General features: G+C 36.5%; 19 protein-coding genes. 3 read left to right on the top strand and 16 right to left on the bottom strand.

Annotated elements, in window-relative coordinates:
* Nucleotides 1-83 precede the first annotated feature (83 nt).
* Nucleotides 84-443 (bottom strand): DUF3139 domain-containing protein, encoded by a 360-nt coding sequence (locus A4G25_RS10735; RefSeq protein WP_047131520.1) that lies wholly within the window; start codon nt 441-443, stop codon nt 84-86.
* 367 nt (nt 444-810) lie between these two features.
* On the opposite strand from A4G25_RS10735, the gene A4G25_RS10730 reads away from it, so the two are divergent.
* Nucleotides 811-1,248 (top strand): MarR family winged helix-turn-helix transcriptional regulator, encoded by a 438-nt coding sequence (locus tag A4G25_RS10730; protein WP_047131521.1) that lies wholly within the window; start codon nt 811-813, stop codon nt 1,246-1,248.
* A 155-nt stretch (nt 1,249-1,403) separates the two neighbouring features.
* Complete coding sequence (locus A4G25_RS10725; protein ID WP_047131522.1) at nt 1,404-1,808, top strand: Hsp20/alpha crystallin family protein; 405 nt, start codon at nt 1,404-1,406, stop codon at nt 1,806-1,808.
* A gap of 83 nt (nt 1,809-1,891) precedes the next feature.
* On the opposite strand, the gene A4G25_RS10720 is transcribed toward A4G25_RS10725, so the two are convergent.
* Entirely contained in the window at nt 1,892-3,166 is a 1,275-nt protein-coding gene (locus tag A4G25_RS10720) for a hydroxymethylglutaryl-CoA reductase, degradative (protein WP_047131523.1), read from the bottom strand.
* 6 nt (nt 3,167-3,172) lie between these two features.
* Nucleotides 3,173-4,324 (bottom strand): thiolase family protein, encoded by a 1,152-nt coding sequence (locus tag A4G25_RS10715; RefSeq protein WP_047131524.1) that lies wholly within the window; start codon nt 4,322-4,324, stop codon nt 3,173-3,175.
* 112 nt (nt 4,325-4,436) lie between these two features.
* On the opposite strand from A4G25_RS10715, the gene A4G25_RS10710 reads away from it, so the two are divergent.
* Nucleotides 4,437-5,606: a hydroxymethylglutaryl-CoA synthase gene (locus tag A4G25_RS10710; protein WP_047131525.1), complete on the top strand. Its 1,170-nt coding sequence runs from the start codon at nt 4,437-4,439 to the stop codon at nt 5,604-5,606.
* 229 nt (nt 5,607-5,835) lie between these two features.
* Here the strand turns inward: A4G25_RS10710 and A4G25_RS10705 are convergent, their stop codons facing one another.
* The 13 genes from A4G25_RS10705 to A4G25_RS10645 form a co-directional block, all read right to left on the bottom strand.
* Entirely contained in the window at nt 5,836-7,002 is a 1,167-nt protein-coding gene (locus tag A4G25_RS10705; RefSeq protein ID WP_047131526.1) for a nitrate/nitrite transporter, read from the bottom strand.
* A 286-nt stretch (nt 7,003-7,288) separates the two neighbouring features.
* On the bottom strand, nt 7,289-7,942 hold the full coding sequence (nreC, locus tag A4G25_RS10700; RefSeq protein WP_047131527.1) for a nitrate respiration regulation response regulator NreC: 654 nt from the start codon (nt 7,940-7,942) through the stop codon (nt 7,289-7,291).
* An 11-nt stretch (nt 7,943-7,953) separates the two neighbouring features.
* Nucleotides 7,954-9,003 (bottom strand): nitrate respiration regulation sensor histidine kinase NreB, encoded by a 1,050-nt coding sequence (gene nreB / locus A4G25_RS10695; RefSeq protein WP_047131528.1) that lies wholly within the window; start codon nt 9,001-9,003, stop codon nt 7,954-7,956.
* The gene (nreA, locus tag A4G25_RS10690; protein WP_047131529.1) at nt 8,987-9,448 is read right to left on the bottom strand and encodes a nitrate respiration regulation accessory nitrate sensor NreA; all 462 of its coding nucleotides are present in this window, start codon (nt 9,446-9,448) and stop codon (nt 8,987-8,989) included. Before nreA ends, nreB begins: the two co-directional genes overlap by 17 nt.
* Before the next feature lie 21 nt (nt 9,449-9,469).
* Nucleotides 9,470-10,153, bottom strand: coding sequence for a respiratory nitrate reductase subunit gamma (gene narI / locus A4G25_RS10685; protein ID WP_047131530.1), 684 nt, complete (start codon nt 10,151-10,153; stop codon nt 9,470-9,472).
* On the bottom strand, nt 10,146-10,721 hold the full coding sequence (gene narJ / locus A4G25_RS10680; protein WP_047131531.1) for a nitrate reductase molybdenum cofactor assembly chaperone: 576 nt from the start codon (nt 10,719-10,721) through the stop codon (nt 10,146-10,148). The genes narI and narJ overlap by 8 nt, the downstream gene beginning before the upstream one ends.
* Entirely contained in the window at nt 10,714-12,291 is a 1,578-nt protein-coding gene (narH, locus tag A4G25_RS10675) for a nitrate reductase subunit beta (RefSeq protein WP_047131532.1), read from the bottom strand. Before narH ends, narJ begins: the two co-directional genes overlap by 8 nt.
* Nucleotides 12,281-15,955, bottom strand: coding sequence for a nitrate reductase subunit alpha (locus A4G25_RS10670; protein ID WP_047131533.1), 3,675 nt, complete (start codon nt 15,953-15,955; stop codon nt 12,281-12,283). Before A4G25_RS10670 ends, narH begins: the two co-directional genes overlap by 11 nt.
* A 295-nt stretch (nt 15,956-16,250) precedes the next feature.
* Nucleotides 16,251-17,204, bottom strand: coding sequence for a uroporphyrinogen-III C-methyltransferase (gene cobA / locus A4G25_RS10665; RefSeq protein ID WP_047131534.1), 954 nt, complete (start codon nt 17,202-17,204; stop codon nt 16,251-16,253).
* Nucleotides 17,195-17,509 (bottom strand): nitrite reductase small subunit NirD, encoded by a 315-nt coding sequence (gene nirD, locus A4G25_RS10660; protein WP_047131535.1) that lies wholly within the window; start codon nt 17,507-17,509, stop codon nt 17,195-17,197. Before nirD ends, cobA begins: the two co-directional genes overlap by 10 nt.
* A gap of 2 nt (nt 17,510-17,511) precedes the next feature.
* The gene (gene nirB / locus A4G25_RS10655; RefSeq protein ID WP_047131536.1) at nt 17,512-19,917 is read right to left on the bottom strand and encodes a nitrite reductase large subunit NirB; all 2,406 of its coding nucleotides are present in this window, start codon (nt 19,915-19,917) and stop codon (nt 17,512-17,514) included.
* Nucleotides 19,899-20,375, bottom strand: coding sequence for a precorrin-2 dehydrogenase/sirohydrochlorin ferrochelatase family protein (locus A4G25_RS10650; RefSeq protein ID WP_047131537.1), 477 nt, complete (start codon nt 20,373-20,375; stop codon nt 19,899-19,901). Before A4G25_RS10650 ends, nirB begins: the two co-directional genes overlap by 19 nt.
* Nucleotides 20,375-21,097 carry a sirohydrochlorin chelatase gene (locus A4G25_RS10645; protein WP_047131538.1) on the bottom strand — a complete coding sequence of 241 codons (723 nt, stop codon included), beginning with the start codon at nt 21,095-21,097 and terminating at the stop codon, nt 20,375-20,377. The genes A4G25_RS10650 and A4G25_RS10645 overlap by 1 nt, the downstream gene beginning before the upstream one ends.
* Between the last annotated feature and the right edge of the window lie 99 nt (nt 21,098-21,196).

Here is a 21,196-nt window from a genome sequence, read left to right as displayed (position 1 = left end):
TTTTGTTTAACGCAAAGAAGACACTAAACACTACTTATCGTGTTTAATGTCTTAATCACATTTATTTTAACATACTTAATAGGTTATTTAAGCTTATAATTGTCATCAAAGAAATTATGTTTCGCTTTTTTTAGATGTTTTTTGGTTTGTGTATCGAAAGCTTGCGCAAATAATCCACGTGAAGTGCCCATTGGTTGAATTACATAAGTTTTGTCTGGTTCATCTGTAAAGACAACTTCTTTATAATAAACGCCATCTTTTGCATTAAACTTTTTCTTCTCTGACTTAATCTTATTATCTAAATGATGCTCTGTAATGTATTGATCCACTAATTTTAGATTTTGCTTACCTTGATATATTTTTAACCCAAAAAAGAATAAGGTCGCTAAAATAAGAGAGCCGATTAAAATCAATATAAGTGGTAATATTCTTTTCTTCTTCATTTTTCTTATGACTCCTTTTCGCGATATGATGCGATACTATGCCTGCATTCACTCTATCTTTACAATTATGAATGATTTCGCTGAATTTAGTAACTATTTTGTCCCAATTGTAACAAAATTGTCGTAAGTTAAAATGGTTTTAAAACTAGTCTTCTTAAATAAACAATTCCGTTTCGTTTCCTTTTAATATATCACCTTATAAACCAAATGCATTCCATATAAATAATGTTTGGCTTTTAGCATTAGAGGTATATTATTAAGAATTTAAATTCAAATATAAATAAAAGAAACAATTACATTTATTTGTTTCGTTCTTGACAACTGAAACCGTTCATAATATCGTGGTTTTTAATAAGGAGTGATTTAATTGTACGAAAACAACAGTTTTTTAGAAAAACAATTATGTTTTTTATTCTATGTTTCATCAAAAGAGATTATCAAGAGATATAGCCCTTACTTGAAAAAGTATGATTTAACTTATACAGGATATATTGTACTTTTAGCATTGGAAGAGCATGAGACCTTAAATATTAAAACATTAGGCAAACGTGTATTTTTAGATTCAGGTACATTGACTCCATTGCTTAAGAAACTTGAAAAGAAAGAACTCGTTACAAGAAAAAGAGAAGAAGATGATGAACGCAATTTAAAAGTTGCACTTACACAAAAAGGTATAGATACCAGATATGAAATTTCTGATATTTCTAAAGAAGTTTTCAGCGGTTTAGATGTCTCTTTTGAAGATGCAAAAACAATTAAATCTATCCTCTCTAAATTCATCGTAGATAACTTTTCAAAAGAATAGCAATGAAGTAGCTGAAATTATCTATCCTTTTAGTATCGTGGTATAATCATCACAAGAACCTTACTTCATATTCAGTAAGATTATGTATCCTTATCACAGGGTAAAATTTAAATAAAGCAAGGTTTTTAAATCAAAATGATTAAAGGAGAGATATGATGGCTTTTGAAAGTAAACCAACAGATTTGTTCAAAGAATTCGGACGTCAATTTATAGATCAAATCCCTACAATCAATCCTGTAAAAACAGATATTAGCGAAAAAAATAACCAATATATCTTAAAAGCAGATTTACCAGGCTTTGAGAAAAAAGATATTAACCTATCTTACGATGAAGGTACTTTGATTATAAGTGCAAAACGTTCAATTGAAAGTCGTACAGAAGATGAAGAAGGCCGTGTGATTCAAAGAGAACGTAGTGATAACAGTGTTAAACGTGAATTCTCATTCAGCAATATTAAAAGCGATGAAATCACAGCGCAATATAGAGATGGCGTTTTAACTGTCAAATTGCCTAAACGTACTACAGATTCTTCAGTAAGCTCTAACATTTCAATTGATTAATCAAACTGAAATGGATATTTAAATCAGATAAAATTAGAACCCCTTGAACCTAGTATTGCTAGTCAAGGGGTTCTTTAATTATGTTATTTTCTTAAATCTTCAAGAATTTCTTCGGCTTTTGCCATATTAGCTGTATCTGCTGTTTTTAATGCATCTGCAACCTTTTCAATTTCATCGCCTTTAGCACCTGCTACAATTGCTAATGACTTATATTGAAGACTCATATGCCCTTCTTGAATACCTTCAGATACTAATGCACGACAAGCTGAAAAGTTTTGTGCTAATCCTACTGCTGCTGCTACTTCACCTAATTCTTTGGCTGATTCTACATGTAAAAGTTCTTGTGCTAAGCGGGCAATCGGAACTACTTTTGTTCCGCCCCCTACTGTCGCAAGCGTCATTGGTATTTCAATAGTACCGCGAAGGCGTTCTTTGCTTGGTAAGTATTCCCATTTAGTCATACTGCGGTACTGTCCTTCTTTACAGGCATAAGCATGTGCACTTGCTTCAGCACTGCGTGTATCATTGCCTGTTGCCAAAACTACTGCATGAATACCGTTCATAACGCCCTTATTGTGTGTAACTGCGCGATAAGGATCTACATAAGCTAAAACAGATGCTGCTTCTAATCGACGTGCTGTTTCTGCTCCATCCATATCTCCACGCGCTAAATCCGCAATGTCTATTTCTCCAGAAACACGTACAACTGATGCTGTCGCATGATTAGATAAAATACTCATCAAAACATTGATATCCGGCCATTCACCTTTTAAAAAGCCTGAAATACCTTCTAAAATAGTATTCATCATATTAGCACCCATCGCATCTTTTGTATCAATGTATACCTTTAAAGACACTAGTTGTTCTTCTGAGAAAGTATCTACATCAATTTTTTGATAACCGCCACCTCTTTTTAAAACAGAAGGATAAGCCGTATCTGCTATTTGATGAATTTGCGCTTCTTTTTCTAAAAGCTGCTCTGATAATTTGTCAGGTTGTTCAACATCCATAAAAACAATTTGTCCAATCATTAAGCGTTCACTTGACTCAACATGGAAACCACCCGTTTTATTAACAAGTTTTGCCCCATAACTAGCAGCCGCAACTACAGAAGGTTCTTCCACCATCATCGGTACTGCATAATGTTTACCGTCTACTTCAATATCTGGAAGCAAACCTACTGGCAAAGCCCCTTGTGTAATGACGTTTTCAATTAAACTATCTGCAACTTCTTCAGAAAGTAAAGGATAATCCCATAATTCTTGTCTGCTTTCTTTTGAAATCCATCCGTTTTCTTCTAAACGTTGCAATTTATCTTTTCTTGATAAATGTCTGAAATCTTTCCCCAATGCTTTCATAACAAATTATTCTCCTTTTTCAACTGCTAATGCGATACCTAAGCCTCCGCCGATACAAGCTGTTGCGATACCGTTTTGTTTATTTTCTTGATGAAGTTCGTTTACTAACGATGTTACTAAACGAGCACCGCTGGCACCGATAGGATGACCAATTGCAACTGCTCCGCCATAAATATTTAGTTTTTCATCAGGAATGTTCAAGTTATCTTTAACCGCAATACTTTGTACAGCAAATGCTTCTGTCATTTCTACTAAATCGATATCATTCATTGTTTTGCCTGTTTTTTCTAGTAACTTGCTTACAGCATAAAACGGTGCAATACCCATAATTTCAGGATCACAACCTACTTCTGCATAATCGCCAAGAGTGGCTAACACTTCAAAACCATGTTCTTTTGCATAATCTTCGTCCATTAAAATTAATGCTGACGCACCATCATTAATACTTGAAGCGTTACCCGCAGTTACAGAACCATCTTCTTTAAAAATAGTATCTAAAGTAGATAATTTTTCTACATTACTGTTGCCTCGAATACCTTCATCTGCTGTCATCATTTCTCCATCTGCATCTTTTAGCGGAATCATTTCTTCATTATATTTACCGGCATTTGTCGCTTCGTATGCTTTTTGATGTGATTTAACAGCAAATTCATCTTGTTGTTCACGAGTCACTTCATATTGATCAGCAATACGTTCTGCTGTAATACCCATAGGCACATTTTCAAAGGCATCTGTCAAACCATCATGCATAAAGCTAGGCACAGGTTTTTCTTTACCTTCGATAAGCAATTTAGGTGCATTAGTCATACTCTCAACACCGCCTACTGCTACAACTTTTGCTTCGCCTAATTGAATCAGTTGTTTACCTAAAATGACTGCTTTCAGACCAGAACCACATACTTCATTAATAGTCATACCAGGAGTTGCAGTTGGTAAACCTGCATTGACTAATATTTGACGTGCTGGATTTTGTCCATTCCCAGCTTGTAATACATTACCGAAAATAACATTTTCAATTGAATCTTTCGGCAATTCGATTGCATCGATAGCTGCTTCTAAAGCGATTGTACCAAGTTGAACTGCAGAATAATTTCTTAGTTTACCTCTGAATTTACCTACTGGTGTACGTTTAGCACTGACAATTGCAATTTTACTCATAATCTTTATCTCCTTTTTTATCACTAGCTACTAATTTAAAATTGTATTTCTATGCCTTATTTTGATATGATTTAAAGTGATTTAACATACCAAGAAAGGATGTTGGTTATTTATGACAATTGGTATCGACCAACTTAATTTTTATATTCCGAACTTTTACGTAGATATGGCTGAGCTTGCTGAAGCTCGCGGTGTGGACCCAAACAAATTCTTGATCGGCATCGGCCAATCACAAATGGCTGTAAGCCCTGTGTCTCAAGACATTGTTTCTATGGGTGCAAACGCTGCACAACCTATTCTAACAGAACAAGATAAGAAAGATATTACCATGGTGATTGTTGCAACAGAATCAGCAATCGATTCTGCAAAAGCTTCTGCTGTGCAAATTCATCATCTCTTAGGAATTCAACCTTTTGCACGTTGTTTTGAAATGAAAGAGGCATGCTATGCAGCAACTCCAGCAATTCAATTAGCAAAAGATTATTTAGTACCACGTCCTAAAGAAAAAGTGTTAGTTATCGCAAGCGATACTGCACGTTACGGATTGAATAGCGGCGGTGAACCTACACAAGGTGCTGGTGCTGTTGCAATGGTTATCAGCCACAACCCGAGTATCCTTGAATTACACGATGATTCAGTTGCATATACAGAAGACGTTTACGATTTCTGGCGTCCATCTGGTGAGATTTATCCGCTTGTTGCTGGTAAATTATCAAAAGATGCTTACATTAAATCTTTCCAAGAAAGTTGGAACGAATACGCGAAACGTCATCATAAAACATTGTCTGACTTTGCTGCTTTATGCTTCCACGTTCCATTTACAAAAATGGGACAAAAAGCACTTGATTCCATTTTAACAGATAGTGCCTCAGAAGATACACAAGCAAGACTAAATGAAGGTTATAAATCTGCAACTGATTATAACCGCTATGTCGGAAATATCTATACAGGTTCTTTATACTTAAGCTTAATTTCACTTCTTGAAAACCACAAATTAAGCAGCGGCGATAATATCGGCCTCTTTAGTTATGGTTCAGGATCAGTCGGTGAATTCTTTAGTGCAACACTTGTAGATAACTATCAAGACCATCTTGATATTAAAGCACATAAAGCAATGTTAGATAATCGCAAAGCACTTTCTGTTGAAGATTATGAAGAGTTCTTTAATCGCTTCGACAATCTAGAATTTGATACTGAAACAGAATTAGAAGTAGAACCTAAAGGCAACTTCTATCTAAAAGAAATCTCAGATAATATCCGTTATTATGATACCGTAAAATAATAAATATAGCTTGTTTAAAGCAATGCTTTACTTTGAAGTCTCGAACTTGTTTCGGGACTTTTTTTGCGGATAAAAATATATTTTTTTATCCCACCTTTTCTTTCATTATTATAAATCAGATAATTATCAATAAATCTTTCATTTACAAAATAATAATGGACCATCAATCCTTGCGATTGACGGCCCATACATTTTTAATATTTACATTTTTCATTCATCCATACCGTTCTTATTTATATGCAAGCGAACGATTTTTCTTGCTTAAATGCCACATTGTACCAAGTGCTAAAACACCAAATAGTGCTAAGAAGATAAAGGCTAAGTGGCTTGTTCCTGTAACGCTTGTTACATAAGTAATCACAAGTGGCGGGAAGAAACCTCCAAGTCCACCCATCATTGAAACAATACCATTTGCAACCCCTGCTTCTTTTTGGAAGTATTGTGGCACCAATTTGAATACAAGCCCATTTCCGATACCTGCGCAAACACTGACTGTTAAACAGCCCACTGTGAATAAAACAATATTATTGGCAAGTCCTAAAATGATTGCACCAATAATCATAAAAGTAAAGTCTACTTTCAATGCTTTTACAGCATCGATTTTGTCTCCGATAATACCACCGAGTGGTCTTAAGAATGTAGCAATCGCAATGAAGATACCTGCTCTGATACCTGCATCTACTGTAGTAAGTTCATAATGATCGACTAAGTATTTTGGTAAAAAGATACCGAAAGCTACAAATGAACCAAAAGTAATAAAGTACCAAAAACTCAAATAATATGTTCTTAAGTCTTTTAATAAATCTTTTGTTTGTGCTATTAATGGAATTTTAACTTTAGGTTCTTTTGAATCACCTAAAAAGAACATAATAATCGCAAATACAGCCATTACAATCAAATATAATCTAACAGTTGATTGCCACCCTATTACACCAGCAATCGGAGGTGCTAAGAATGAAGATACAGCTGTTCCTAAATTTCCCATTCCATAAATACCATTTGCCAATCCTACTTTATCTTTAGGGAAATATTTAGGAATTGAAGTTACTCCTACTGAAAAGATAGCTCCAGCTACACCCAAAAAGAATCCTGCCAACATCAGCATATTCACTGATTGTGCTTGGCTAAGTAAAAAAATTGGGAATAATAATATGATAAAACTAGAGAAGAAAACCCATTTAGCTCCAATAATATTTGTTAAATAACCAAATGGGATACGTAAAACTGACCCTAAAATAACAGGAATTGCAAGTACAATTGAAATTTGTGAGCTTGTAATGTCAATATCCTGCGAGATCATCGGCATTAATGGTGCAATAATACTCCACACCATAAAGCCGGCTACCAAGCTTAAAGTTTGGACTGTTAATTGTAAACCGCCTTTTGATTTGTTCATTTTTTTCACCCTAACATTTTCATATCAAAAAAGAGTAGCAGTACCTCAGTGCATTTTTTACTTTGAGTCGAAGTTTTTTAATATTCTAAGATACTGCTTATAGTTTATATTTTATAGGTCGTGTGAAAGATTGAACATAAGGGCTTTCCCTTAAAACATTCGGCTTTTCCCTAATACATATTTACCAGCCTCAAACCTTGTCATATCAGTGTTTATAGTCACATTTCTGCCACAATTAAAAGCCAAAAAAAGAACCTGTCTTTAATCGACAGATTCTTAAAATTCATCAAAAATCAAGCAACTTTTTCTTTAAAGCATACTCTACCAGTTCAGGTTTTGATTTTAAATTCAATTTTTGCATAATATGTGTTTTATGTGCTTCTACTGTTTTAACTGACACAAACAGTTTTTCAGCAATTTCCTTGTTTCCATAACCCTTAGCAATTAACGGCAGAATCTCTAATTCTCTTTTAGATAAAATACGAAATGGATCATTTGTATTTTTAGCATCTTGACCTGTATTATTAACAAATTCATTAACTAATGAAGTTGTCATTTTTGGATCAATATACGTATCACCGCGATAAACAGTACGAACAGCAGAGATAAGTTGCTCATCCGGTGCATTTTTTAAAATATAGCCCTTAGCGCCGTTTCGTAAAACATGGAATAGATACTCTTCATCATCATACATTGTTAAAATCAAAATCTTAGTTTCAGGAAAGCTTTCTACAATTTTACTTGTAGCAATAAGCCCTGACTCACCAGGAGGCATGCTTAAATCCATAATTAAAACATCTGGTTGGTGCTGCATCACTTTTTTATATGCTTCTACACCTTCAGCAGCTGTATCAACAACTTCCATATCCTCCTGAAAATTCAAAATCATAGAGAATCCAGTTCTTACAACTGCATGATCATCTGCAATCACTATCTTCAACTTAAAGTCTCCTATCGTATATCAGTTATTGGAACTTCCAATGTTACAATGGTGCCGCGACCGATCTGAGAATCTATATTAACTGAACCATTCACTAATTCTGCACGTTCATTCATGCCGAACAAACCTAATCCTGTTCCTTTTGGATTATCTCCCCGTTTAAATCCGACACCGCGATCGCTCACTTCTGCAATAATATTATTTTCATTTAATTGCAATGAAACTTCAACCACATCGACTTGTGCATATTTCAAGGCATTAAATAATGCTTCTTGCACTACTCTATATACCACAGTTTCGATTTCATTATCAAAGCGTTGTGCAGAAAAATTAGTATGATAATCTATATGGATGCCATAATTTTTCTCGAATTGTTTAAAATAAGAACGAAAAGCAGCATCTAATCCTAAATCATCAAGAGAAGACGGACGTAATTCTACTGATAAATTACGTACATCATCAATCAAACGTGACATGATACCCTCTATTCGCTTCGAATTATCTATCAATTCATCCTTTTCTTGCTGATATTTTAACAAACGCAATTCCACGTCTACATTGATTAATTCTTGTACAATGCCATCATGCAGTTCTCTTGAAATACGTTTTCGTTCATTTTCTTGAGCGGAAATTGTTTTTTGCATCATTTTTCGTTGATACATACGTTCTTGACGCTGAATTTGCGGAGACACGTTGTGTAATGTAAATGCGTAAATTCCTTTTTTATGATCGATCAATTCATAAGATGCTGTGTAAGGTTGAACTTTATTTTCTTTTGTGCGCATAAACACTTGGAAGCTGCCTTTTCCTATTTCCAAAGCCTCTAAAAAGCAGTTTTCACAAGACATAATGTCATATTCATTGGAATAACCTTCACATCTGCGGCATACCGCATTGGTCATTTGAGAATAATCATTATCTTCTGCAAAAACTTCTTCAGCTGCTTCATTTAATGCAATGACTTCCCCTGCACTATTTAAAAAAACCATTTTTTCATTGGTATTCAAATAATATTGTGTTAATAAATCTTGTAATTTGTCACGGTTACTTATTGATTTCATCTGTAAAACTCCCTAACCGTTGATTAATACGGATTGCTCTGCTACCTTCAGGTAACGGACGGCCTTCGCGCTGGCCTAACAACAAAGCACCATAAACTCGGTTGTTCTTCCATAAAGGAATCGCAACCATGGCTGTTAACGCTTCGCTTAAAACAATCGGATAACCTAATTTGTCATTTTGACTTAACTCAGCATCTACATCATCGATAATTTTTCTGGAACCCGTACGTACCACGAGTCCAGCTAAACCTTTGCCTGGTCTTAAAACGATCATTCGATAGCGGTTATTGATATTACCGGAAGCATACTTCCATTTAATGACTGCACTATGCGAGCCATCTTCAGGCAATGCAATCGCTGCAAAATCAAATTTCTCTATCACTCTGATTTCATCCAAAGCTTCTTGGTAATCAAAGTAGTCTGAAGCAATTACACTATTCAACATCAACATCTCTCCTCCTCACTATTATGATCTGGCTTTATTTTTACGATAAATAATATAACTTCTGCTTGCATAAGTTAATGGAACACTCCACACGTGAACTAAACGTGTAAAAGGCCATAATGCAAAAATAGAAAAACCTAAGAATATATGCAGTTTAAACGACCATGGCACATTTGTCATCAAACTTGCATTCGGATTAAATGTAAATAAGTGTCTGAACCAAATAGAAATAGTTTGTCTGTAATCAAAATCTGGTGATATCGCATTGGTTACAAGTGTAGAATATAATCCCATACAAATAATCACAAGTAAAAAGAAGTTAACTACCATATCTGAAGCAGAACTTAAGCGTCTGATATTTTTAATAGATACACGGCGGAATGTTAATAAAATCATACCAATTAAGACCATAAAACCAAATAAGCTGCCGATATAAACTGCACCAATATGATAAAGGTGATTATTAACGCCAATACCCTCTAACCAAGAAGCTGGAATAACAAGTCCAACAAAGTGACCTGCAGCAACAGGAATAATACCTAAATGAAATAATAAGCTTCCCCACTTCAAACGTTTCTTTTCAATAAACTCACTAGATTTTGCTGTCCATGAAAATTGATCATATTGGTAACGCGCAATATGGCCAATAACAAAAATCGCAACACATAAATATGGATAAATAACCCATAAAAATTGATTAAGCATGGTGGCTCACCTCTTTGCTCGGTTGTAAACATAATTTTAAAGTCTCTCTTAAGCCCTTAATCAAAGGAGCATAAGGACTATCCATTTCTCTAAGTTGTTGGAGCATCGCATATGAACCATCTTCAATGACCATAATAATAAATTCAATATTACCTTCTGCACGGTCATCATTTTGCCACTGTGCTGCATATAAAAATTCAAGCATCAAAGGCAGGTAATCTGATAATTCATTATCAACCATCTCTAATCCGAACATTTCATAAAGTACTTTTAATTTCGCCAACATTTGACCACGCTCTTTTTGTGTATCAAATTTATTATATGTCATATAAAGCGGCGCTTGTTTATTAAAATCAAAAGTATCTGTATAAAGCTGCTTGATTTCAGTCAATGTATAGCTTTGAATTTGTTCACGATACGCTACCACCTCAGCGTATGCTGGGTGGTTTGTATCGAAAATGTCGTTAAATGTTTTAGGATGAAATGTTAATTTTTCCGGGAAGTTCAATTGTTGCGCGAAATAACCGATGGATTCTTGATATTTATAAAAATTATCTAAGTTAATCACGGAAAATCCCTCCATAAAAGCTTTCGTTATAAGCTTCTTGTCCAGTTTGTCCAGGTTTCATTGCTACTGGTGCACCACAACCTTCACAACCGCTTCCGCTTCCAGTACCATTCATTTGATCGCCGAATGAATAACCTTGGCTGCCTTGAGCAGCATAAGTATCCATATATTGTTCTTTATGAGAAGTCGGAATCACGAAACGGTCTTCATACTTAGCAATTGCTAATAAGCGATACATATCTTTTGTTTGACGCTCAGTTAAACCAAGACGTGCTAAACGGTCTGTATCAAATTCCTTACCTGTAACTTGTGCACGCATATAACTTCTCATCATCGCCATACGCTGCAATGCTTCTTTCACTGATTTTGTATCACCTGCAGTCAATAAACTTGCAAGATATTCAATCGGCAAACGCATTTCTTCAATTGCAGGGAAGATTGCATCTGGATTTTTAATAGAATCTTTACCTTCAAAGTAGTTCATAATCGGACTTAATGGTGGGCAATACCAAACCATTGGTAATGTACGATATTCAGGATGCAATGGGAATGCAAGTTTATATTCAATTGCTAATTTGTAGACTGGAGAGTTTTGAGCTGCTTCAATCCAATCCATTGTAATACCATCTTTTTTCGCTTGTTCAATCACATCTTCATCATAAGGATTCAAGAACAATTCACATTGTTTTTCGTATAAATCTTGTTCATTTTCACAAGATGCTACTTCATGTACGCGGTCTGCATCATATAATAATACACCTAAATAACGCATACGTCCTGTACAAGTTTCAGAACAAACTGTCGGCATCCCTGCCTCAACTCTTGGGAAACAGAATGTACATTTTTCAGCTTTATTTGTTTTCCAGTTGAAGTACACTTTTTTATAAGGACAACCTGTCATACAATAACGCCATCCGCGACAAGCATCTTGGTCTACTAATACAATACCGTCTTCATCACGTTTATACATTGCACCAGATGGACAAGAGGCTACACAGCTAGGGTTCAAGCAGTGTTCGCATAGACGCGGCAAGTACATCATGAAAGTTTGATCAAAATCAAATTGAATTTTTTCTTCAATACGTTGAATGTTAGGATCTTCTGGACCCGTAACATGTCCGCCTGCTAAATCATCTTCCCAGTTAGGTCCCCAGTGCAAATCAATTTTATCGCCAGAGATAACTGAATGTGCAGTCGCAACAGGAGAATGTTTACTAGCTTTAGCTGTTGTTAAATGCTCATAGTTATAAGTCCAAGGTTCATAATAATCTTTGATAACTGGCATATCTGGGTTATAGAAAATTTTACCGAAAGCAATTTTTGACCATCTGCTGCCTGCTTTCAAATCTAATTTTCCTTTTTTATTTAACGTCCATCCACCTTTATAGTGTTCTTGGTCTTCCCAACGTTTTGGATAACCGACGCCAGGTTTTGTTTCTACATTATTAAACCAAATATATTCTGCACCTGGACGGTTTGTCCAAGTATTTTTACACGTTACACTGCATGTGTGGCATCCGATACACTTATCCAAGTTCAATACCATGGCTACTTGTGCTTTAATCTTCAAGCCAATCTACCTCCTTCATCTTTCTCACTGCTACATAAACATCTCTTTGGTTACCTATTGGCCCATAATAGTTGAAGCTGTAACTGATTTGCGCATATCCTCCGACTAATTGTGTCGGTTTCAAATGAATTCTTGTCGGCGCATTATGTGAACCACCACGTAATCCTGTAATTTCAGATCCTGGTGTTTGAATGTGCTTATCTTGTGCGTGATACATAAACATTGTCCCTTTAGGCATTCTGTGCGAAGTTACGGCTCTGGCAGTCACGACACCATTACGGTTATAAACTTCTAACCAATCATTATCGTGAATGTCATGTGCTTCTGCATCTTCTTTTGCAATCCATACTGTCGGTCCACCACGGAATAGTGTCAACATATGCTGGTTATCTTGGTAAGTAGAGTGGATATTCCATTTACCATGCGGTGTTAAATATCTTAAAACTAAATTGTCTTGTCCGCCGATAACTTGTTTATCTTTTGTACCAAATACCATTGGCGGTAAAGTAGGTTTATATACCGGCAAGCTTTCACCGAATTGCTGGAAGATTTCATGATCTAAATAATAACTTTGACGTCCTGTTAATGTACGGAATGGTACGAGACGTTCAATATTTGTTGTAAATGGTGAATAACGTTTGTTCCCTTTATTTGAACCTGAGAATACTGCTGTCGGAATGACTTCACGCGGTTGAGATGTAATATTCATAAAAGTAATTTTTTCAGCACTGCGGTCACTAGAAATATCAGTTAAAGGCATTCCAGTTTTTTCTTCTAAGTCTTTATAAGACGCTTGAGATAATTCTCCATTGGTTGCTGATGAAATGTTTAATACAACATCTGCTGCACGTCTTGCTGTGTCAATTCTTGGACGTCCGTCTTTGATTGTGCCGTCACTCCATGCGCCCACAATATCTTTTGCTTCTTCGTATTGTTTTTTAACCGGGAAGCTTACACCATGTGCACCTAATTTTGCTGTTTCTAATAAAGGTCCAGCAGTGACATATTTGTCATAAATAAGTGTATAATCACGATCTACTACTGCAAAACCTGGCATTGTTTTTCCAGGAATTGCTTCAACTTCACCTTTAGTCCAGTCTTTTACTTTACCGTAAGGTGTCGCAATCTCTTGTTTTGAATCATGTGCTAATGGTGATGTCACGACATCTTTATAAGTACCTGGCATATAAACTTTGGCCATTTCAGATACTGTCTGACTCAGCGATTTGAAAATATCCCAGTCAGAACGAGATTCCCATAATGGATCAATCGCTGGATTAAATGGATGTACAAATGGATGCATGTCTGTTGACGATAAGTCATGTTTTTCATACCATGTTGCAGCTGGTAATACGATATCTGCTTTAAGCGGTGTTGAAGTCATACGGAAATCTAAAGCAACAATTAAGTCTAATTTACCTTGTACATCATCACGCCAAATCATTTCTTCCGGCTTATCTTCTTCATTCGGTTCAGCTAATAATCCAGAACTTGTACCTAACATATGTTTCATGAAGTACTCTTGGCCTTTAGCAGAACTTGATAACAAGTTAGAGCGCCAAATAAATAGTGATTTCGGATGATTCGTACGTAAATCCGGATCTTCTACAGCAAATTTAGTTTCGCGGTTTTTCACAGATTCTACTGCACGTTTCAATACTTCTTCATTTGTGAATTCTCCCGCTTCTTTCGCATCTTCTCCAAATCTCAAACTGTTTGTATCAAACTGCGGATAAGATGGCAGCCAGCCTAAACGTGCTGCAGTAACGTTATAATCTGCAGGGTGTTTATGTTTAAGTTCACCTGCAAGCGGTGAAGCTAACTTATCAACGCCTGATTCTTCATATTTCCATTGATCTGTTGTGAAGTAGAACCAGCTTGTACCATTTTGCAGACGCGGCGGACCTTGCCAGTCTTTCGCAAACGCAATCGTGCTCCATCCTTCAATCGGACGGCATTTTTCTTGTCCTACATAATGTGCCCAGCCTCCGCCGTTGACACCTTGGCAGCCGCAAAGCATTACCAAGTTTAAGACTGCACGATAAATCGTATCTGAGTTGAACCAGTGGTTAATACCAGCACCCATGATAATCATTGAACGACCGCCTGTATCGATTGCATTTTGTGCAAATTCGTTTGCAACTTGTGTAATAACGTCTTGTTTTACACCTGCTACAGCTTCTTGCCATGCTGGCGTATATTGTGTTTCAGCATCATCGAAACCTTTGGCTTCAAGTTCGTGATTGAAACGACGGATACCATATTGGCTTGTCATCAAGTCATAAACTGTTGCCACTTTGACTTTCTTGCCGTCTGCTAATGTCACTTCACGAGAAGCAATCGGACGTTCGAAAATACCATTGCCTGCATTATCGAAATAAGGGAATTTCATAATATCGATGTCATGTTCACCTTCAGCAACTGACATTGCTGGATCTACTCTAGAACCATCTTCATTTTCTAATTTCAAGTTCCATTGTTTGCCTTCTTCCCAGCGTTGTCCCATTGTGCCGTTCGGAACCATGATTTCGCCAGATTCATTATCAAAAATAACTGGTTTCCATTCATTGTTTTCAGATTCCATTCCTAAATCGCTGGCACGTAAAAAGCGTCCTGCTTTGTATCCATCTTCATGCTCATCAAACATTAATAAGAATGGCATATCTGTATATTGTTTTGCATAGTTGATAAACATTTCAGAAGGCTCATCCACATAATATTTTTGTAAGATGACATGTGTCATTGCTTGTGCCACCGCAGCATCTGTACCAGGGTTCGGTGCTAGCCAGTTATCTGCAAATTTTACGTTTTCAGCATAGTCTGGTGCGATAGAAACTACTTTTGTTCCTTTGTACCGTACTTCAGTCATAAAGTGGGCATCTGGTGTACGTGTTAATGGTACGTTAGAACCCCACATAATAATGTAGTTGGCGTTATACCAATCACTAGATTCCGGAACGTCCGTTTGTTCACCCCAAATTTGCGGTGAAGCAGGTGGTAAATCGGCATACCAATCATAGAAACTCAACATTTCTCCGCCCATCAAATTGATGAATCGTGCACCTGATGCATAACTCAACATAGACATTGCCGGGATTGGTGTAAAACCAGCGATACGGTCAGGACCGTCTTTTTTAATTGTGTATAATAATTGCGCTGCAATCAGCTGCAATACATCTTTCCAAGACACACGCATGTGTCCGCCTTTACCACGGGCATTTTTATAAATTTTTGCTTTTTCAGGATCTTCTACGATTGAAGCCCATGCAGCAATGTTGTTGCCTTCATGTTCTTCTAATGCTGTTGTCCAAAGTTCCCATAACTTGCCGCGCATATATGGATAACGTACACGAAGCGGGCTATATTCATACCAAGAAAATGACGCCCCACGCGGACATCCACGCGGTTCAAATTCAGGCATATCCGGTCCGCAACTTGGATAGTCTGTTTGTTGGTTTTCCCAAGTGATAACCCCATTTTTCACAAACACTTTCCATGAACATGAACCTGTACAGTTTACACCATGCGTTGTACGTACGACTTTATCGTGACTCCAACGTTCACGATACATTTTCTCCCATTCTCTGCTTTTATCTGTTAAAACCGACCAATTGCCGTTAAATTTTTCAGTTGGCTTAAAAAAGTTCATTCCAAATTTCGCCATATATAACATCCTCTCATCAAATTACGTACACATTTAGCTGTTAAATTATCAGTGACTGCTTTTTCGACTTACTTTAATTGTATATTTTGAAGCGTCTTTCAGGTATTAGGGATTCTCCTATATGCCTAGGGGGATTCCCTACTTTTATTGCACACGAGGTTTAGAATACAGTCCTTGGATTCAACTTCGTGTTAATTGGCATTCTTATTTATTCATCGATTTGGAGTATAGTCAGGCATGACTTGTCTCTATAAACAAACAAAAAACGGGCCGAAGCCCGTTTTTTATACTCTTGCTATGCTCTTACAATCATTGTATTGTCATTTACTTGCATATAGCGGTAAATCAAATCTAACTGACTTTGATGATAATGATTGTCGTTATTCGGATCTATCATACACCAACCGCCAGCATCATATATTTCAAAAGCTTTTTCAATTGCTGCTTCTCTTGGTCCAGTAACTATACACTCTTTACCAAAATATTTCGTAGTTTCTTCTAACTGGATATGTGTATTTTCATCAGCATATTCTAATGCGTCTCCGACAAGCACAATACCAGGAGCATCTTCTGGTGCATCAGCTTGCACTTTTCTTTCAATATCAGAAAGATGTCCAGTGATGACTTTTTGTGTGGCATAAGATACATCAAAAACGACACAAATCGGATAATCCTTGCCGACTTGTTTATAAATCTGTGTAATAATCGTATGCAAACGTTTGATTCCCATATAGATCGCTAATGTGCCGCCATCAATTAAAGAAGCAATATCAATTTCTTGTTCTTCTGATCCTTTAAAACTTCCTGTCGTCAATGTCACGCTCGTTGACACATTGCGACAAGTCAGGCCGACACCGAGTGTTGCAGCAGCTGCACTGGCTGTCGTAATCCCGGGTACAATTTCACAAGGAATATGATGTTCTTTTAAAATATCTACTTCTTCATGTACTCTGCCGAAAATAGCAGGGTCTCCACCTTTTAATCGTACTACCTTTCGATGTTTATAAGCAGCATCTAATAACACTTCGTTGATTTCACTTTGTTGAACATGTCTGCTGTAAGGCTTTTTACCTACATCAATAATCTCTATTTCAGGCGGTGCAAGTTGTAAGATAAATGGATTAACTAAGCGGTCGTAAAGAATAATATCCGCTGTTCGAATAAGACGTTCTGCCTTACGTGTTAATAGGTTTGGATTACCTGGTCCTGCACCAATAAGATAAACATGGCCGGTTGGACTTACAGACATAAATATACATCTCCATCGATGATTTCAACTTCATATGTTTCAACGCAGCCAGTGTCAGGTTCTTGGACAAGGCCTGTCTCTAGATCAATTTGTTGGTCATGAAGCGGACAAAATACGGAATGCTCGCTTACAGTTCCTTCTGATAAAGGACCTTGTTTATGCGGACATACATTATTGACCGCAAAAATCTTACCGTCTTCCGTTAGAAACACTCCAATTTCTTTATCGCGTACGATAACTTTTGTACCGATTAAAGGTGTTAAATCCTCTAATGCTGCTACTCTTACTTTTTCCATTGCTCGCATGCTTACACCTTCTCTACTTTAAAGATTTTTTGATCTGTTTGATCATTAACAATTTCTGACCATGGTTCTTCCGCCACAGCACGTTTCGCATCCATAATACGATCATATAAAGCTTTTTGACGTTCAGGATCTAAAACATATTCTTTTACATTTTCAAAGCCCATACGCTCTAACCAAGGTGCAGTACGCTCTGCGTAAATACCTGTTTCACGATAATACTGCATATAAGCACCGCATAATTGAATTACGTCTTCTTCAGTTTCAACTGTAGTTAAAAATTGACCTTTCGTTACTTCAGTACCACCGTTGCCTCCAATATAAATTTGGAAACCATTTTCTACGCCGATTACACCGAAGTCTTTCACTCCAGATTCAACGCAGCTACGTGGACAACCAGAAACACCCATTTTAAATTTATGCGGCGTATCGATATATTCAAATGTTTCTTCTAATCGAATACCTAGACGTGTTGTATATTGTGTACCGAAACGACAAAATTCTTTACCAACACAACTTTTAACAGATCGTGTTTTCTTAGCATAGGCAGACGCTGAACGCATGCCTAAATCTTTCCAGACTTTCGGTAAGTCTTCTTTGCTGATGCCATATAATCCGATACGTTGTGATCCAGTTACTTTTACCAATGGCACATCGTATTTCTTCGCAACCTCACCTAAACGGATAAGTTGATCAGGATTTGTAACACCGCCGCGCATTTGAGGTATAACAGAGAATGTTCCATCATTTTGAATATTGGCATGATAACGTTCATTTGCAAAACGTGATGCTTTTTCATCTTCATGTTCATGAGGATAAACCATATTCAAATAGTAGTTGATAGCTGGACGACACTTCGGACAACCGCCTTTATTTTTCCAGTCTAGAACATGACGTACTTCTTTAGATGTTTTTAATCCTTTGGCACGAATCTGCGTTACGATTTGATCACGCGTTAATTCTGTACAATCACAAATACCTGCTGGCTTAGAAGCTACAAAAGCACCACCTAATGTATGTTCTAATAATTCACCGATTTGAGGTTTACACTTACCGCAAGAATTACCTGCTTTTGTTGCTTTAGTCACTTCTGCAACTGAAGTTAAACCATCTTCAACAATTGCACTGACAATTGTTCCTTTTGATATACCATTACAACCGCAAATTGTTTCACTATCATCCATATCAGCAACTGAAGATGATGCTTCTTCTCCTACTTTTTGTAAAAGAGAGACAAGTGTATAGTCTTCAATTGGTTCGCGTTTTTTCATCATATTGAAGAAACGTGTACCATCATCTGTATCACCATATAATACGGCCCCTACAACTCTTTCTTCTTTTAAGAAGATTTTTTTGTAGACATGATCATGACTATTATAGATTTCTACACCCTCTACTTCTTCATCTTCTTGAATTTGTCCAGCACTATATAAATCACAACCAGACACTTTCAATGAAGTGAATGTAGTAGAACCTTGATAACCTTCAGTAGGACGGCCTGTTAAATGATCAGCTAATACTTTACCTTGTTCATATAACGGTGCAACCAGACCATAAACTTTTCCGTTATGCTGTGCACATTCGCCTACTGCATATATTTCCGGATCACTTGTACGCATGAAATCATCTACGACAATTCCGCGTTCAACATCGATGCCTGAATCAATCGCTTCTTGTGTAAATGGTCTGATACCTACTGCCATAACAACTAAATCAGCAGGCAACACGCGGCCATCTGCTAATCGAATTGCTTCTACATCTTGATCTCCGACGATTTCTTTTGTATTTGCACCTAGTTCAAATTTCATACCTTGTTTTTCTAAATCTTCACGCAGCATATCTCCTGCTTGACGGTCTAATTGCATTTCCATCAACCATTCAGCAAGATGTACAACTGTGACATTCATGCCTTGATCGAGTAATCCTCGGGCACATTCAAGACCTAACAAACCACCGCCGATAACAATGGCTTCTTTTTTATTTTGTGCAATCTCAATCATACGCTCTGTATCTTCAATCGTACGCCAACCGATAACACTTGGTAACTCGTGTCCTGGAATCGGTAAGACAAATGCTTTAGAACCTGTCGCGAAAATACAGATATCGTAAGGAATTTCACGACCTTTTTCAGTTTCTACTATATGTTTTTCACGATTTACACGTGTTGCGCTTTCACCTGTAATTAATGCAATCCCATTTTCTTCATACCATGAATAAGGATTCATTATTGTTTCTTCTACTGTCATCTTTTTCTGTAAAATATTGGATAACATGATACGGTTATAGTTCGGATAAGGTTCTTTCCCAATGATTGTAATATCAAATTTATCAGGGTCTCTATCTATAATTTCTTCAATCGTTCTTACTCCGGCCATCCCATTACCGATCATAACTAATCGTTGTCTAGACATCCGTTTTCCCTCCCATAATCTTCCTGTAAATACTTTTCTATTGCTTTTGAAACTTGTTTTGCTTTTATATAATCCCCACCGTTTGAACGCACACTGATAGCCAAATCTTCAAAATCAAATTCTCTCATATTGAAAAAATCCGATTGCAATTTATCACCTGTATGGTTCACTAATTGATGCGGCTTAGTATCTTGTTTGATTTGATCGTTGATTTCTTGTGAATCTGTCGCAATAATCACAACATCCGCTTCTGCAATATCTTCTTTGTCATAGTCTTTGGTGATTAATTTAATACCAGGATAAGATTGTTCGAAAAATTCAGGCAAAAAAGCTTTGCTGATAACCGTTACACTGCCGTAATCTGCTTTAGCAAGCTGCTTGAATTTACGAAAACCAATGCGACCACCGCCTATCAGTGCGACACGTTTATTTTTCAAATTAAGTTGTATTGGATACATTACGAAATCTCCTTAACTTCATTTAATCGTGCTGCCAACATCTCATCTAATTCCGGTTCAAAATTTAATGCAGGGGCAACTGTAATATCTGAATCTCCTTGAATCGCATTAATCTTCTTTTTGATTTTATTGACTAAAAATCCGTCATAGAAAAACACCGGAATTACTAAAATATGTTCAAAGTTATCTTTCATTTCTGGTAAAAGTTTCTCAAACTGCAAGTCTCCATAAAACATCATCGTATAAACTGGACGCTCTGTTCGACACTTTGCTTTCAACATATTTAATTCATCATCAGGTTCAGTCAAAAATGGACTGCCATGACCGATTAATACAATTGCAGAATTCAAATTATTTTGATATTTCCATGCATCAATTCGTTTTTGAATCCAGTTTGTCAGTGCTGGATGATAACAAAGGGGCTGACGGATTTGATAATGAATACTTCCTGGAAACATCAACTGCATTTCTTTCATTATGGCTGGTATATCTTCTAAATAATGACGACCAGAAAAAAGAAGTAATGGCACGATGGTAAAATAATGCTCGCCTTCTGATAAATGTTTTCTTATAATTTGCGGCAACGATAATTCATCACTTTCAATAAATGCGACATCAAATTCACCATCTACTTGTTTGCCCACATGTTCTAATTCTTCCATTAATAATTGGTTTTGCTTACCACGTCTCATACCATGCATCACGATTATCGTTTGTGACATGATGTGTTTCCCCCTTTATTGCATTGTACCTTATTTTAATTCCTTATGTGAATGCATTCACAACTTTCTTATAAAAATAGGGAATCCCCTTATCTCAAT

It is taken from the genome of Staphylococcus condimenti, from assembly GCF_001618885.1.
GTDB lineage: Bacteria > Bacillota > Bacilli > Staphylococcales > Staphylococcaceae > Staphylococcus > Staphylococcus condimenti.
This window is presented reverse-complemented; position numbering and strand designations above follow the sequence as displayed.